Annotated in this window: 9 protein-coding genes; 8 read left to right on the forward strand and 1 reads right to left on the reverse strand. The window is 67.8% G+C overall.

Features of this window, described 5'->3' with window-relative positions:
• Nucleotides 1-30: 30 nt before the first annotated feature.
• Nucleotides 31-1,710 carry a hypothetical protein gene (locus tag J7643_14340; GenBank protein ID MBO9541765.1) on the forward strand — a complete coding sequence of 560 codons (1,680 nt, stop codon included), beginning with the start codon at nucleotides 31-33 and terminating at the stop codon, nucleotides 1,708-1,710.
• 92 nt (nucleotides 1,711-1,802) lie between these two features.
• On the forward strand, nucleotides 1,803-3,401 hold the full coding sequence (locus tag J7643_14345) for an MCP four helix bundle domain-containing protein (GenBank protein MBO9541766.1): 1,599 nt from the start codon (nucleotides 1,803-1,805) through the stop codon (nucleotides 3,399-3,401).
• On the opposite strand, the gene J7643_14350 is transcribed toward J7643_14345, so the two are convergent.
• On the reverse strand, nucleotides 3,385-3,825 hold the full coding sequence (locus J7643_14350; GenBank protein MBO9541767.1) for an Hsp20/alpha crystallin family protein: 441 nt from the start codon (nucleotides 3,823-3,825) through the stop codon (nucleotides 3,385-3,387). The two genes, J7643_14345 and J7643_14350, sit on opposite strands and share 17 nt — an antisense overlap.
• 141 nt (nucleotides 3,826-3,966) lie before the next feature.
• Between J7643_14350 and J7643_14355 the strand changes: the two genes are divergently transcribed.
• The 6 genes from J7643_14355 (at nucleotide 3,967) to J7643_14380 (ending at nucleotide 15,836) form a co-directional block, all read left to right on the forward strand.
• On the forward strand, nucleotides 3,967-6,387 hold the full coding sequence (locus tag J7643_14355) for a leucine--tRNA ligase (GenBank protein ID MBO9541768.1): 2,421 nt from the start codon (nucleotides 3,967-3,969) through the stop codon (nucleotides 6,385-6,387).
• A 174-nt stretch (nucleotides 6,388-6,561) separates the two neighbouring features.
• The gene (locus tag J7643_14360; GenBank protein ID MBO9541769.1) at nucleotides 6,562-9,993 is read left to right on the forward strand and encodes an IPT/TIG domain-containing protein; all 3,432 of its coding nucleotides are present in this window, start codon (nucleotides 6,562-6,564) and stop codon (nucleotides 9,991-9,993) included.
• 20 nt (nucleotides 9,994-10,013) lie between these two features.
• Nucleotides 10,014-10,577: a hypothetical protein gene (locus tag J7643_14365; protein ID MBO9541770.1), complete on the forward strand. Its 564-nt coding sequence runs from the start codon at nucleotides 10,014-10,016 to the stop codon at nucleotides 10,575-10,577.
• 11 nt (nucleotides 10,578-10,588) lie between these two features.
• Nucleotides 10,589-11,551 carry a hypothetical protein gene (locus J7643_14370; GenBank protein ID MBO9541771.1) on the forward strand — a complete coding sequence of 321 codons (963 nt, stop codon included), beginning with the start codon at nucleotides 10,589-10,591 and terminating at the stop codon, nucleotides 11,549-11,551.
• Between the two features lie 137 nt (nucleotides 11,552-11,688).
• Entirely contained in the window at nucleotides 11,689-13,464 is a 1,776-nt protein-coding gene (locus tag J7643_14375) for a hypothetical protein (GenBank protein ID MBO9541772.1), read from the forward strand.
• Nucleotides 13,461-15,836, forward strand: coding sequence for a hypothetical protein (locus J7643_14380; protein ID MBO9541773.1), 2,376 nt, complete (start codon nucleotides 13,461-13,463; stop codon nucleotides 15,834-15,836). The genes J7643_14375 and J7643_14380 overlap by 4 nt, the downstream gene beginning before the upstream one ends.
• The last annotated feature ends 63 nt before the right edge of the window (nucleotides 15,837-15,899 follow it).

Consider the following 15,899-nt stretch of genomic DNA (forward strand, 5'->3'; position numbering starts at 1 on the left):
TCGGGTCCTTGCCGCGAGGGGGCGGCCACCATGGGACAAGAAGCGCTCCAGCCTGATCGGCTGTGCGAGAGTCATATCGACTTGCACGACCGGCAGCACTTCGAGATTGCCTTCACCTACGACGCCTCGCCGGTCCTGGTGCGTCCGGACGGCCGGGTGCGCTTCCGCGTGGACGCCTACTTCTTCCTGCCGCCCAGCCTGGGGGTTTCCGCCCTCTCCTACGGCAAGGACGACTTCTTCGACGACGTCCTGAGCTACCTGCGCTTCAAGACGCCCGACCTCAGCAGCGAGGCCCTGGCCGATCCCCTCAACGCCCTCTCGCCCCTCAACGTCCTGAGCTTCAACCTCAAGCAGCTGGTGGAGCTGCCCACCCCCGACCCTGAGCTCGAGACCTCGACCATCCACGAGGCCAAGCTTTTGGGCTGCATCCTGATCGCCAACTGGCGCGAGCTGCGCAAGCAGGCCCGAACCCTCGTCAAGACCCTGTCGCGCTTCGCCCGGCCGACTCCGGGCTTCGCCGAGGCGATCGCCGATCTGCGGCTGCGGCTCGAGGCCGAGCATGCCCTCTTGATGCGCTTTCGGAGCCTGCGCCGCGCCTACACCGACAATCAGGCGAGCCTTCCGCCCGAGCTCCTCGACACCCTGCGGGTGGTAGACGAGTACCTGACCTATCGCTTCGACGAGAACCTCGGCAAGCTCCACCAGGTCTTCGCCTCGCTCGGCGAGGCGGCCGCCGAGCTCGAGGAGCGCTTGCGCTGGCTCGGCGCCTACGAAGCCCTGTACCGGCAAGAGGAAGGCTTCATCTGCCTGACCAACTCGGATCCCCAGTCCTTCGAGCGTTACACCTACCGGACCGGTGCCCTCAAGAAGCACCTGGCGCAGGTGCTCTTCTTGGACGTGCGGACCGTGCGCGAGGTGCGCCGCTTCCGGGGGCTGGTGGCGGCCTTGGGGGCAGGCCTTGCCGCCTTCTGGAGCACCCTCGGCGATCGCAACATCAACGTGCAATTGCACGGGATCTCGACCACGCTACTTATCTTGATCGTGGTCACGGTCTATATCCTCAAGGACCGCATCAAGGACTTCTTCAAGGAGTACGTGGCCACCCAGGTCCAGCGCCTGTTGCCGGACCAGCGCATGACGATCACCGACCCCATGACGCGCCAGCGCATCGGGTCGTGCCGTCAGACGGTCCGCTACGAGCGCAAGCGTCGGCTTGCTGCCGACATCCGGCGCGTGCGGGAGTTCACCCACACCATCGACCTGGACGAGGCCCGCGAAGAGGAGGTCCTCTCGTACCGGCACGACATGACCCTCGAGGCCCGGCGGATCCACGCGACCCACGCACGACGGATGCACGTCAAGCACATCCTGCGCTACTCGGTGGCCAACCTCTTGCGCCGGTTGTCGGACCCCAACGTCGAGGTCTCGCGCTTCAACCCGCGCACCGGCCGCTTCGAGGTCGTCCTCGCCCCCAAGGTCTATCACCTCAACGTGGTCTTCAGGGTCTCCGCCATCGGGCCGGACGGTCGAGCGGCGGATCCGGTCTACCATCGCCTGCGGCTCATCCTCAACAAGGACGGGATCGACCGGGTCGAGAAGGTCGTCCACAACAAGCGCATGCGCGAGATCGGCCAGGATCACCAGCCGGAGATCCTGGAGCGCACCGACGATCCGCTGCTGAACGAGGCCGAGGATTTGTCGCCAAGCTAGCCGCAGGCGCTGAGCGAGTGGCGGGCGACCGGCGCTTTCAAGGCCTGTGCCGCTAAGGCACAATAGGGCGTGCCCGGTGATTCGGAGGCGCCATGCGCGTACAGTCCCGCATCCTCCTCGGCTACAGCCCGGTGCTCGCCATCCTCGCGGCGCTCCTGACGCTTGCGATCGCCACGAGCACCCTCTCGGCCCGTGCCTCCGACCGAGCGTTCGACAAGACCCTACCCGCCATCGTTGCGGGCGAGGAGCTGCTGTCGCTGGCGCGTAACCTGGAGGCCCTGGAGTACGTCTACTTCCTCGAGGTCGAGGCCCCGGCTCAGGGTGCGCGCGCCATGGCCGAATTCGATCGGGCGAGCCAGGAGTTCGAGGGCTATTACCAAAGCGCCGAGGCCGTCGCGGACACCCCCGTCGAGCGCCGCTACCTCGCCGATATCGACCAGGCGTACAAGACCTTCATCACGATTGATCGGCAGATCCGCGAGCGCCTCGCCAAGGGCCAGGTCGCGGCGGCCTATCGGCTGAACGCCACCGAGTCCCTGGTAGCCTACGAACGCTTCTCGCGCTCGGCGAGCGCCCTGGTGGCCTACAACCGCGAGCAGCTTGTCACGGCGCGGTCCGCCATCGCCCACCGCCGAAACACGATGCTGGCGCTCTTGGCAGGGGCGGGGGTCCTCGCGTTGCTGCTCGGACTCTGGGTCGGCGTGCGGCTCGCGCGGATCCTCGCGCGCCCGCTGGCCGAGCTTGAACAGGGGGCCGAGCAGATCGCAAAGGGCACCTTCAAGCTGCCGCCGCCTAGCCGCGAGGTGGCCGGCATCGCCGAGATCCGGGGGCTGTACGATGCGCTGGCCTGGATGGTGCGATCGCTGGAGGGACTCGCCCGCGACCTGCGCGAGGCCAATGCGAGCCTCGAGCGTAAGGTCGCCTCACGCACCGCCGCCTTGGAGGAGACCAAGCGCGCGCTCGAGGCCACCGTCGCGGAGTTGCGATCGCTCGATAAGCTCAAGAGCGACTTTCTCTCGGTGGTCAGTCACGAGCTGTTGACCCCCATCAACTTCGTGACCGGCTACGGCTCGACCTTGAGCGAGGGCCTGCTCGGTGAGTTGAGCGACGTGCAGCGCGAGGCCGTGGACAAGATGCTCGAAGGGGCCTCGCGCCTGACGCGGATCGTGCGGAACCTGCTCGACTACACCCGCATGGAGGCAGGTGAGTTGAGCGTCCGCTCCCAGCCCGTCGACGTCGCCGAGCTCCTGCACGAGACGTATGCCGAGTTCGCGCCGCTGTTCGCGCGCAAGGACCTCGCCCTCTCGCTGTCGCTGCCACCCGAGCTACCGCTCGCCTGGGGGGATCCCGCCCGCATCCACCAGGTGCTGGGCGAGCTGCTCGACAACGCCGCCAAGTTCACCGGGAGCGGCGGCAGCGTGGGGATAGAGGCGCAGTGCGCCGCGGACGCCGTGGAGATCACGGTACAGGATACCGGCGTCGGCATCGCGCCGGACGTGCTCCCGCACGTCTTCGAGCGCTTCTACCAGGGGGATTCGACCAGCACCCGCGCCTACGGCGGGACCGGGATCGGCCTGACGCTTTCCAAGCGGCTCGCCGAGGAGATGGGCGGCGCGCTTGCGATCGCAAGCGTCCTCGGCGAGGGGACCCGGGCGGTGCTCAGGCTGCGCCGTTCTACTCCTCTTGGCTGATCTGGATCGCGCGGGAGCGCGCGGCCTCGACCTTGGGCAGGCGCAGGCTCAGGATGCCCTCCTTGAGGTTCGCCTTGATCCGCTCGTGGTTGGTGTTGGGCGGCAGGCGGAAGGTCCGCTGGAAGGAGCCGTAGGTGCGCTCGATGCGGTGGGCCTTGGCGCCTTCGGGCTCCATGTAGGGGCGATCGCCCGCGAGCGTCAGCTCGTCGCCGTCGAGGTGGATTCGGATGTCCTCCTGCTTGAGGCCCGCAAGCTCGACCAAGAACACCCACTCGGTCTCGGTCTCGAACACGTCCACGGCGGGAGACCAGTTGCCGGCGGGGATCGCGGTGGGGCCCAGCGCCTGCTGGAACTCGGCGCGCAGGTCCTCAAGGGTGCGCAGGAGCGCCGGGGAGATGTTCTGCCAGCGGTTGAACCGATCCATGTCCGTACCTCCGTCTATGAGCGTGGTTCTATCAAGTCAGTTTAGCAAGCAAAGCCGGTTTCCCGCAATGGCCGGGGCTTTGGTATCATGACCCAATCGCCTGGCCGTTTGTGCCAGTTCCTAGCACGAGTTGAGGAGCCCATGTCGAAGTACGAACCGTCCGTCATCGAACCCAAGTGGCAGGCCTACTGGGATGCCCACAAGACCTTCAAGGCCACCCTGGACACGTCCAAGCCCAAGTACTACGTCCTCGACATGTTCCCCTACCCCTCGGGCTCGGGCCTCCACGTGGGCCACCCCGAAGGCTACACGGCCACCGACATCGTGTCGCGCTACAAGCGCATGAAGGGCTTCAACGTCCTGCACCCCATGGGCTGGGATGCCTTCGGCCTGCCCGCCGAGCAGCACGCCCTCGACACCGGCGAGCACCCCCGCGAGATCACCAAGCGCAACATCGCGAACTTCAAGCGCCAGATCAAGAGCCTCGGCTTCTCCTACGACTGGGACCGCGAGCTCAGCACCACCGATGAGGACTACTACCGCTGGACCCAGTGGATCTTCCTCCAGCTCTACAAGAAGGGCCTCGCCTACGTGGCCGAGGTGCCCGTCAACTGGTGCCCCGCCCTCGGCACGGTCCTGGCCAACGAAGAGGTCATCGACGGCAAGAGCGAGCGCGGCGGCCACCCGGTCATCCGCAAGCCCATGCGCCAGTGGATGCTCAAGATCACGGCCTACGCCGACCGCCTGATCGAGGACCTGGCCGAGCTCGACTGGCCCGAGAGCGTCCTCGAGATGCAGCGCCACTGGATCGGCCGCTCCGAGGGCGCTGAGATCGACTTCAAGGTGAAGGGCACCGCCCACGCTTTCACTGTCTTCACCAGCCGTCCCGACACCCTCTTCGGCGCGACCTACTGCGTGCTCGCCCCCGAGCACCCCTTGGTCGATCAGATCGCGACGGCCGCTCAGTTCGACGCAGTGCAGGCCTACAAAGAGCAGGCCGCGCGCAAGAGCGACCTGGACCGCACGGATCTCGCCAAGGAGAAGACCGGCGTCTTCACCGGCGCCTATGCCGTCAACCCGGTCAACGGCGAAGAAGTCCCGGTCTGGATCGCGGACTACGTGCTTGCGACCTATGGCACCGGCGCCATCATGGCGGTGCCTGGCCACGACCAGCGCGACTACGAGTTCGCCAAGGCCATGGGTCTTTCCATCCGCGAGGTGATCCAGGGCGGCAACCTTGAAGAGGCCGCCTACGCGGGCGACGGCCCCCACGTCAACTCGGGCTTCCTCGATGGGCTCGGCCTCGAAGAGGCCAAGGCCAAGATGAACGCCTGGCTCGAAGAGAAGGGCGTCGGCACCAAGAAGATCAACTACCGCCTGCGCGACTGGCTCTTCAGCCGTCAGCGCTACTGGGGCGAGCCCATCCCGGTGGTCCACCACATCGACGGCTCCATCCAGCCCCTCGACGAGGCCATGCTGCCTTTGGTCCTGCCCGAGACCGACGAGATCAAGCCCAGCGGCACCGGCGAGAGCCCCTTGGCGAACATCAAGGACTGGGTGAACATCACCCTGCCCTCGGGTGCCGAGGTGCGCCGCGAGACCAACACCATGCCCCAGTGGGCCGGCTCCTGCTGGTACTACCTGCGGTTCATGGACCCCAAGAACCCGGATGCGCCCGTCTCCAAGGAGGCAGAGCAGTACTGGGGCCCGGTGGACCTCTACATCGGTGGCGCCGAGCACGCGGTGCTGCACCTCCTGTACGCGCGCTTCTGGCACAAGGTCCTGTACGACCTGGGCGTCGTCTCGACCAAGGAGCCCTTCAAGAAGCTCTTCAACCAGGGCATGATCCTGGGCGAGAACAACGAGAAGATGTCCAAGTCGCGCGGCAACGTCGTCAACCCCGACGACGTGGTCAATGAGTACGGCGCCGACACCCTGCGCCTGTACGAGATGTTCATGGGGCCGCTCGAGGCCGCCAAGCCCTGGAACACCCAGAACGTGGAAGGCTCCTTCCGCTTCCTGGCGCGCCTCTACCGCCTGGTCGTGGCCGAGGACGGCCTCAACCCCGCCATCAAGGACGTGCCGGCGACCGAAGCCATGGAGCTCAACCGCACGCTGCACAAGACCATCAAGAAGGTGGGCGCCGACATCGAGGGCCTGCGCTTCAACACGGCCATCAGCGCCCTGATGATCCTGGTCAACGAGGCCTACAAGGCCGAGACCCTGCCCAAGAGCATCGTGGAGTCCCTGGTCCTGATGGTCGCGCCCTTCGCGCCCCACCTGGCCGAGGAGCTCTGGAGCCGCCTGGGCCACGCCGAGACCCTGGCTTACGCGCCCTTCCCCGCCTACGACGAGGCCATGACGGTCGAGGCCGAGGTGGAGCTCGCCATCCAGATCAACGGCAAGATCAAGGGCAAGGTGGTGGTCGCCGCTGACGCGGACCAGGCCGCCATCCTGAGCCAGGCCAAGGTGGTCGAGGGCATCCCCGAGCAGCTCGACGGCAAGACGATCGTCAAGGAGATCGTGGTGCCGGGCCGCCTGGTGAACCTGGTGGTCAAGTAATCCAGGGTCCATCTCCTCTCGCCCCGGGAAGCGCAAGCTTCCCGGGGCTTTGCTTTGGGGCAATAGGCCTTCGTTTGTCATCGTCTGAAAGTGCCAACGCGGCGCCCTCGCTCCACAATCGGGGGTTGATCGCCGGCTCGCATGCCGCCCGGTCGAGCGAGAGGATTGAGGACGATGCGCAAGATATTGGTTGCCGTGCTGTTGAGCTTGACGCTGGTGGGCTGTCGCATGCCGTCGCTCTTCGCGACGAGCCCCGGCGCCTACTTCGGCGCCGCTTCGGATGCCGGCGGGGCGCGGGTGCAGGAAGCCCCCCCGCTGAGCGGTCGGGTGCTCATCCCGCGGCGGGTACAGGCGACCATCAAGGACGACGTGGCGGTGGCTGCGACCGTGTCCTTGATCAACACGGGCAGCAATCGGACCGAGGCGACGGGCGTGACCGATGACCACGGCGTCTTCACCCTGACCCTGCCCAAGAACTATCGCCCCGATCCCAAGAGCACCTACTACCTGGAGGCGGTGAAGGGCCTGCACGAGAACAGGCCGGGCCACGCCGTGGCGCGGGTGCGGACCATCGTCAAGTTCCTGAACGGCTGGGTGTCGCTGACCAACACGACGCCAAACCAGGGCATCAACATCACCTCGCTGACCACGGCGGTGGCGATCGGGGCGGGCCTGCGCAAGGGCACGGCCTCGAAAGTGGACTTCGACGCCCTGATCGGCAAGATCGCAGGCGGCGTCTACACCCCGGTGACGAACCTCTCCCTTGCCGAGGTGACCGCCCTGACGTCGTTGGTCACTTCGAAGCTCGCGGACGATCGGGATCCGGTGGGGGCCATCACCCTCGACACGGGCACCAACGGCTTCGAACTCGCCTCCCCCGAATCTCCTCAGGTGAGCACCGCGAGCGTGGCGGTGGCGCAGGTGGGCGGGACGCTCACCCTGACGGGCTCGGGCTTCAGCACGACGCCCGCGAACAACGTGGTCACCATCAACGGGACGCCCGTGACGGTGCTGTCGGCCACCATGACCAGCCTCACGATTCAGATTCCCGAGGGGGCCACCTCGGGCCAGATCACGGTCCAGGTGGGCGGCCTCATCATCCTGGGACCCGTGTTGTCGGTGGCGGTGGAGGTCGAGACGTTCAGCGCGCCGTCGGGTGCTTCCGGCACGACGCTCACCCTCACGGGCTCGGGCTTCGACCCGTCGGATCTCGCCAACAACGTGGTGGTCTTTAGCGGCGGGGCGACCGCGAGCGTCACGGCCGCCACCGCGACGAGCCTCACGGTGACGGTGCCCTCGGGGGCGGTGAGCGGGCCGGTGAGCATCAACGTGCTCGGGAGTCAGACCACCAGCGAGATCACGTTCATCGTCCCGGTGGTGATCTCGGACTTCAGCCCTGCGGGCGGCGTTGCGGGCACGTCGGTGACCCTCTCGGGCACGGGCTTCTCCACCACGCTTGCAAGCAACTCGGTGAAGGTGAACGGCGTCGCGGCGACTCTGACCCAGGCGAGCGCGACCAGCCTTCGCTTCACGGTGCCGCTTGGCGCGACCACCGGCCCCATCGCCGTGACGGTCGCGGGCCAGACGGCTTCCACCGCAGCCTTCACGGTCGCCATGCCTTCCCTCGCCGGAGCTTCCACCATCCAGACCATTGCCGGATGGCCCCTTCCGCCTGCGAACCGACAGGCGAGCAACTGGGGCTTCAAGGCCCCCGCGGCGATGGTCCGCGATGGCGCCGGCAACACCTACGTCGCGGGGAGCGGCCGGATCTTCAAGATCGATGCCGCGGGCGTCATCACCCACGTGGCGGGGATGGGCGCCACCAACGCCCACGACGGCGATGGTGGGCCGGCAACCGGGGCCAAGTTCAGCGACAAGGTCTACGCGCTCGCGGTGGACGCCTCGGGCAACCTCTATTTCGCGGACAGCGCGTACAATTGCGTCCGCATGGTGGATACCTCGGGCGTCATCTCGACGGTCGTGGGGGTTTCCAGCACGAGCTACAGCGCCCCGGACGGTGACGGCGGTCTTGCCGTCGCGGCCCGTCTCGACCAGCCGCAGGGACTTGCGGTGGACGCTGCGGGCAACCTGTACATTTCGGAATTCACCGGCCATGTGATCCGCAAGGTCGCGGCCTCCTCGAAGATGATTAGCACCATCGCCGGCAACCGTACGGTCTTCGGCTATTCGGATGGGGCCGGGGTCGCAAAGGATGCGCGTTTCAGCAGCACCCGCGGCTTGCTGCTCGACGGTGACAACCTGTACGTGGCGGATTCCTATCGCGTCTGGCGCATCGGGCTCTCGGGCAACACCATCGAGAACCTCGCCGGGGCGGGGGCGGGCGACGAAAGCGCTTACGTGGACGGCCCCGGGGCCAGCGCCCGCTTCAAGGATTGTGTCAGCCTCGCGAAGGACGCCGCGGGGAATCTGTACGTCGGCGATCAGGGCGACCACCGCGTGCGCAAGATCGATGCCTCGCGCAACGTCACGACGGTCGCAGGGACCGGTGTCGCCGGCTACGGGGGGGATGGCGGCGTGGCGACCTCGGCCCAGCTCAACGTGCCGTACGGTGTCGTCGTGGATGGCGCCGGCCGCCTCTATGTCGCGGATTCCTTGAACCATCGCATCCGCCGGATCGAGGGGGGCACCATCTCGACGGTCTGGGGCACCGGTCTGGTCAGCTACTCCGGGGATAACGGTCTTGCCGAGGCGGCCCAGGTCGACCCGGGGGTCAACGGGGGCGTCGCCGTGGATTCGGCGGGCAACCTCTATCTTGCGGATCAGAACAACTATCGCATCCGCAAGATCGATCGGGTGACGGGCGTCATCTCGACCTACGCCGGGACGGGAGCGGTTTCGAGCAGCGGCGATGGGGGGCAAGCTACCGCCGCAAGCCTACAGCCCTCGGGGCTTGTTTTCGACGCCTCGGACAACCTCTACGTCGGTGACGTCAAGGGGGCCAGCATTCGCAAGATCGCGCGCGCGACGGGCCTCATCTCGACCTACGCGCCGGGCATGGCGTATCCCCGGGGCCTCGCCTTCGATGCTGCGGGCAACCTTTACGTCGCCAGGGGAAGCGCCCTCCCCGGCAGCTCCGGCACCGTCGTGAAGATCGACCCCTTGGGCACCGTCACCACCATCGCGGGCGGGGGAGTCTCACTCGCCGAGGGCGTTTCCGCCACCTCGGCCAGGATCAACGGCCCCATGGGGCTGGTGCTGGATGCGAGCGGGAGCGTCTACGTCGCGGACTACGGCAGCCACAAGGTCCGCAAGGTGAGCGAGGGCGTCATCACCACCGTGGCCGGGGCTGGGGCCGGTGGCGACGGAGGTCCGGCGCTCACGGCGAAGCTCACGAACCCGTACGGGCTCGCCATGGACGCCTCCGGCACCCTCTACATTTCCGAGTACGGCGCTCACCGTATCCGCAAGGTGGATCTCGCGGGGGACATCTCGCTCGTGGCGGGGACGACCCAGGGCTTCTCGGGGGATAACGGCCAGGCCGCCTCGGCCCAGCTCTCCAATCCAACCAGCCTCACTCTCGCCGATTTCGGGGGCACGCTCTACGTCAACGACAGCACGAACCTCCGCGTGCGCAGGCTGCGGTGAGGACCATGAAGGGAACGATCATGAGGAGCCGGGCAGGGTATCTCGGGGGGCTGGGGCTTTGCGCTCTCCTGTTGCTGGTGGGCTGCCCCGGGCCCGAGGACGAGGACATCATCGGAACGGTGGGGCCGAAGCCCACCGAGACCGCGGACAAGAACGTCGGCGGCTCGGTCGGAGATGAAACCCCACCCGCCACCCGATCCGCCACCCCGGAGCCGGTCACTCGGACCCCCTCCCCCAAGCCGACCGCCTCGGCCAAGGTGGGCATCAAGTCGGTGAGCGTCTCGAACATCGCGATCGCCCTCTACCCGCCCGCCCAGGACGAGGCGCTCGGGCTCGGCTACCCGAGCTGGAGGCAGCTCTCGGGCCAGGCCATGCGCACCGATGACTTCCCCTCGGGCGTGGTCTGGAGCGATCGCTCCGGTGGGCAGCTCGTCGTGAGCCCCACCGGTCGGATCGAGACCAAGGCTTCGACCCAGCCCGGAACGTACTGGGTGCGCTGCGCGGCCCTTGACGACGTCAACGTCTACCAGGACGTGGCGGTCGAGGTCCGTCCGACCAGCGAGCTCGAGGTCATCATCCGTTGAAGGGGCATGCCATGAAACGTCTTCTCGCCTTTGGAATCCCTCTGAGCCTCTTGCTCGTGGCCTGCCGCGCGCAGGGGCCTCTCGGCACCCCCGCCGAGCGTACCGGGGTCGCCGAGCCCGCTCGCGCGACCCTGCAGGTGGGGCTCCAGTGGCCCCGCCGCGAGACCCAGGTCATTCCGATCAGCGCCGACACCATCTGGGTATCCGTCAAGAAGGGCTCTCAGACCCTCCACACCACCGCCTTGAAGCGGCCCGATGCCCAGGGGACCCAGACGGCCACCCGGAGCTTCCAGGTGGATGCCGGCACGGGCCTGAGCGTCCGGGCCGAGGCCTTCCGCGCGGGCCAGGCTTCGACCAGCATCCCGATCGCCCTGGCCCAGGCGACGGGCGTGACCCTGTACGCCAACCAGCGCACCATCGTCACCCTGGATATGGCGGCGACGGGCGCCTCGACGATCTCGAGCTTCTCTCCGACCAACGGCGGGCCCGGGGTGAAGGTGAGCGTGGCGGGTCAGTTCAGCCCGAGCGGTTACTATCGCCTGGTCCTGGGACCGGCCGAAAGCGCCGCGACCTACAAAACGAGTCAGCTCCTGGAGGCCCCCGTGCCCCTCGGCGCGCAGAGCGGCCCCTTGACCGTCTACGACGATGGTTTCCCGTCGGTTTCAGCACAATCCTTCCAGGTGCTGTCGGTCTTGACCCTCTTGCCGGCGGGGCCGCAGCACGTGTCCCCGGGACAGCCTCTCGCTTTCAGCGTGCCGAGCGCCCTCGATACAAACGGCCAGCAGGTGAGTTCGCCGACCGTCACGGGCTGGCTCCTCCTGGACCCCATCTCCTTCGAGCCGAGCGCCATCGGAACCCTGGACGTTAGCGGCGGAGCCGCGACCTTCAACGCAAGCCCCACCGCCACGGGCACCGCTTGGCTTTACGTCCGCTCGGGCAGCCTCCTCGCCACCACCTCGGTGACGGTGCGGTAGTCCCTCAAATAGGCTGTTAGCCAGGCTTTTGGCAGGGTTAGAACGGTGAAAGTCGTGAGGATGCTGCTATCCTACCCATGCGGGGCTCTGAAGGGAGCCCCCAGTGATGAGGCAGACCTGATCCGAGCGCACCGTGCATGACCACTCGTATCGATGACCGACAAGGCGCTGAGAGCCTGACGCTGCTTCTCAGCGCCGGGCCGGGTGCGGGCAAGACGTCCCTCCTGAAGCGTTGGCTGGCCGAGTGGGGCCCTCGGGCGCGCTACTTCAAGCTGACGACGGGCCTGGGCGCGCCGCTTCAAGAGGCCTTGCCCGGTCTCTTTCCCGAGGCGCGCGCGGTCTTCGAGACGTTCTCGAAGCGCTTCGAGGGCCTCAACTGGGGCGCGGCCCTGGGCTTGGCCCTCGAAGAGGCCTTGCCCGATGCGGCGCTGCTGCTCGACGATCTTCATTTGGCCGAGGAGGGGCCCGACTGGGAGGCCCTGATGGCCCTGTGCCGCCACTTTCCGCCGTACGGGCGCCTTGGGTTGGCTTCACGGCATCACCTCCCTGCCATCGGCCGCGACGAGGAGCGCTCGTGGGATGCGGATCATCCCGACTGGGCCGAGCGTCCTACCCTGCAAGATTTGAACCGGCTGCCCGAGCGCCTCGTCGCCAAGGCCCTGGCCCTGCACCTCCTCGATGCCCTGCCTGCAAGCGCCGAGAGCTTCGAGTTGGTGCGGCGGAACGTCGCGCGGCCCGCGCTTGATGGGCGGCATGCCCTGCGGGTCGCCTGGGGCCCCGTCGCCGAGGAGGCCTTTTCCATCCTCGAGCGCCCAAACGTCTGGCGCATGCTGGCCGAGGAGCTGTGGGAGCAGTATGGCCTGGGCGTTCGAACGCCGGACGAGGCGCGCGTTCGAGCGGCTTGCTCGCGGCTTCCCGCCAAGGCGCGGGAGGTGCTCGAGGAGCGCTGGCGCCCCGAGCCGCTGCCCGAGGCGCCTGCGGCCTTGCGGGCTTTGCTGGCGTGCCCCGTCCTGGAGGACCGCCTGGCGTCTCACCGCCATTTCCGGGCCCTCTCGCACCTTCACGCGTCCGCCTGCGCGGAAGGCGACGCGCAGGAGGCCGTGGCGCTCGCGGATCGCCTGGTGGCCCTGAGCACCCGCATGGGCTTTTCGCAGGACCTGCTTGCGGCCCACGTGGCGCGCCTGGATGCGCGCATGCTCTCGGTCGTCCCGGCCGGGATCGCGCCCTTCCTCGCGATCCCGGCTGAGGCTTTCGCCATGGCGGAAAGCCTGGCGGATTACCTGCGCTGCCTGCGGGATCGCGCTCACTTGCTCGGAGAGTCGGGCCTGGCCGTGCGCCTAGAGGCGATCGCCGAGCAGGTGCTCGGGGTGCGGTTGCCCGCCTCTTCGCGCGAACCGCTCGTCCCCGCCCTGCGCATCCATGCGTTCGGGAAGTTCGCCCTGCTGACGGCCGATGGTTCGGAGCCGCGCTTTGCTCGGCGAAAGGCCCTGGCCTTCCTGGCGCTGCTCACCCGCCATGCGCGCGGGATGTTCGCCGAGGAGCTGGCGGCGATGCTGTTCGCCGATGCGGCGGTCTCGAATCCGCAGGAGTCGCTCAACAGTCTCACCTATGCCGTCCGAACCACGCTCAAGGCCATCGGGGCCGAGCAGTTGCTGGAGTACGAGGGCGGCTGCTATCGCTTGCGCTGGCATGAGGTGGCATTCTGCGACCTGCACGAGGCCGAGGCCTTCAGAGAGCTCGCCCTCGTACTCCAATCGCGAGGACATGTCGGGCCGGCTGCGCTCATGCGGGCCGTGGCGGACGCTTACGTCGCGGGCGAGCCGTTCGGTGGCTTGGCCGATGCGCTGGGCGCGCGCTATGGGGGGCTTGTCGCCAGCTTGAGGCTCGGCTTGTCCTCGGAGGAGCGGGCATGAGGCGCGACACACGAAGCGGTCCTCCAGAGCCGGGCCAGATGTTGCTCTTGAGCGCGGGGCCGGGAGCGGGCAAGACGCGGCTGCTTCGCCGCTGGGAGCGCGCGCTCGTCTTGCCCACCCTATACTTGCGCCTCACCCCAGAGGACCGCGACCCCGCCGTGTTGCGCCATCGCTTGCTCCGTGGCCTGTCTCGGTGCCTGCCGGAATCGTCCTTGGGGCTTTGCGCCGACCTGCCCCTCGGAACCACCCTCGCTTCTGCCTTGCCTCCCCTCGCGCTCTTGCTGGACGACTTCCATTTCCTGGCAGGAAGCCAGGCGGAGGGGCAAATGGCCGCCTTTCTCTTGGGCCTGCCGCAGGGCGCCACCGTCGTGCTGGCTTCTCGCCATCGCTTCGACGATTCGCTCGCGCTCGCGGCCGAAGACGGCGCCCGGGATGACCTGCTCGATCCCGAGCGGCCTGGGCCGGAGGATCTGGCGACCTTGCCCGACCGCCTACGAGCCTGGGCCTTGGCCCTGGGGCTGGTCGGGGAGGCCTCGTCTTCACCCGAGGTGCTGGAGCTCGTGCGGCGCAACGTGGCCGTCGAAACGGCGCCGGATCGCTTCGCGCTTCGGCCTGCCTGGGGGGTGCTTGCGCGCGAGGTGCGCGTCGCGTTTGCCGATGCGGCCACGTGGGACGCTGTCGTGGCCCTGATCGAGGCTTTCAAGGCCCGTCATCGCTGGACCGATCGCCATGGCGAGATCGCGTCGCTGGTCGCCCAGGTGCCCGCGATCGTGCGGGCGGAGCGCCCGGAGCTTCTGGCGATCGAGGCGCAGCAGTGGTACGAGGAAGGGGCCCATGCGGAGGCGCTCGCGTGCTTCGAGCGCGCGCTGGACCTGAACCCCGCCGCCCTGGAACTCGTCGGATGGCGCATCGCGGTGCTTGCGGCCTGCGATCGGGCGACTGCCTGGGAGGTCTGGCGGGAGCACCGGCACGCGCTGGCGGCTGAGATGCCCACCTGGGCCCTCGCGCTCGAAGCGCAGCTCCAGTGGTACGAGGGGGATTTCGCGGCCGTCGAAACCACCTTGCGCCGCCTGCTCGAACAGCCGATCGATGGGGATCGCTTCCGGGCGCGTCAGCACCTGATGGCCATGTACTCGCTGTGCGAGCTGAGCGCGACCCAGTTCGACACCAAGGTGGATCAGGCGTATCTCCAGCGCATGGCGGATCTCTGCGCGCGCTGGAATCTTACCGAGCGGCTTCCTTGGGTGATCGTGGCGCGCCAAAACGCCGCCCTTCAGGATCTGACGCGTGTTCAGCCACCCGAGTTGCTCGCCGAGGTCTCGAACGCCGTGTGTGCCGGCGCGCTGCGCACCTGGGTCTTGCGGTACCTGTACAACCTGGCCTGGCAGACCCAGGTGCTGCACGAGCCCGAGCTCGCCCTGAAGCTGTTCCAGCTATGCGAGCGCCTATCCTTGAACGTCCAGCTGGGGCTCGGTCACATGACCCTGACGATCCGCTGGGCGCAGATTGAGCCGCTGGCGGATCTTGGGCGGATGTGGGAGGCCAAAGCCCGTCACGACGATTATTTGCGTCATTTTCCGACGGGCCTTCAGCACGACGTGGCGGTGCTACAGTGGGCGAAGATTTGCTTGTCGCGGCGGGACCTCGACGGCGCAGGCCGGGCGCTCGCCGCCTGCGCGCCCGCTGCCGCGAAGTTGCGGCGGCGCCATCACCTGTACCAGGAAGCGCTGAGGGCCTACGAAGGCGACGTCGGCGCCCTGGAGCGAATGGGCGTCTGGCTCGATTCCCCCGAAGGGGAGAGCGTGCGCGGGGGCGAGGTCCGGCTGTTGCAGAGGCTCGGCCTCGTGAGCGGGCCCGCGCTTTTTCGGCTTTCCGCCTTCGGGGCGCTCCAGCTGGCGCGCGCGGGGCAGAGCACGCAGGGCTGGAGTCGCCGGAAGGCGATGCACTTGCTTGCCTACCTGGTGCTGCATCCGGCCGGGCTTCCTGCGGCGGAGCTGGCCGAGAAGCTCTTCGAGTCCGATGGGGAGACCACCCCGCTCCAAGCCCTTCATCAGGCTGCCCATGCCCTGCGTCAGACGCTCAAGGGTATCGGGGGCGATGGCCTCATAGACGCGTCTTCGGGCATCTTCCGGCTCGACTGGGAGCGGATCGCCTTCTGCGACCTTCGCGAGTTCGATGCGTTCTACCAGCGGGCACGCTCCCTGGAAGGGGACGGCCACCGGGCGATGGCAGCGGTCTTCTACCAGGTCGCCCTTTGTTTCGCGCGCGGGGAGCTCTTCGAGAACCTGCCGGAGGACTTCGCCGAGCACCGTGCGGCCTATCGCCGGCGCGTGCGCTACGCGCAGGCCTTCGCCGAACGGCATGCGCCGTAGCCCTGGCAATTGCAACCGCTGACAAAGTGCGTCTCGGTGGGGTGAACCATCCCCGAGTCGCTG

This window comes from bacterium (genome assembly GCA_017744355.1).
In the GTDB taxonomy this organism is placed as follows: domain Bacteria; phylum Cyanobacteriota; class Sericytochromatia; order S15B-MN24; family UBA4093; genus JAGIBK01.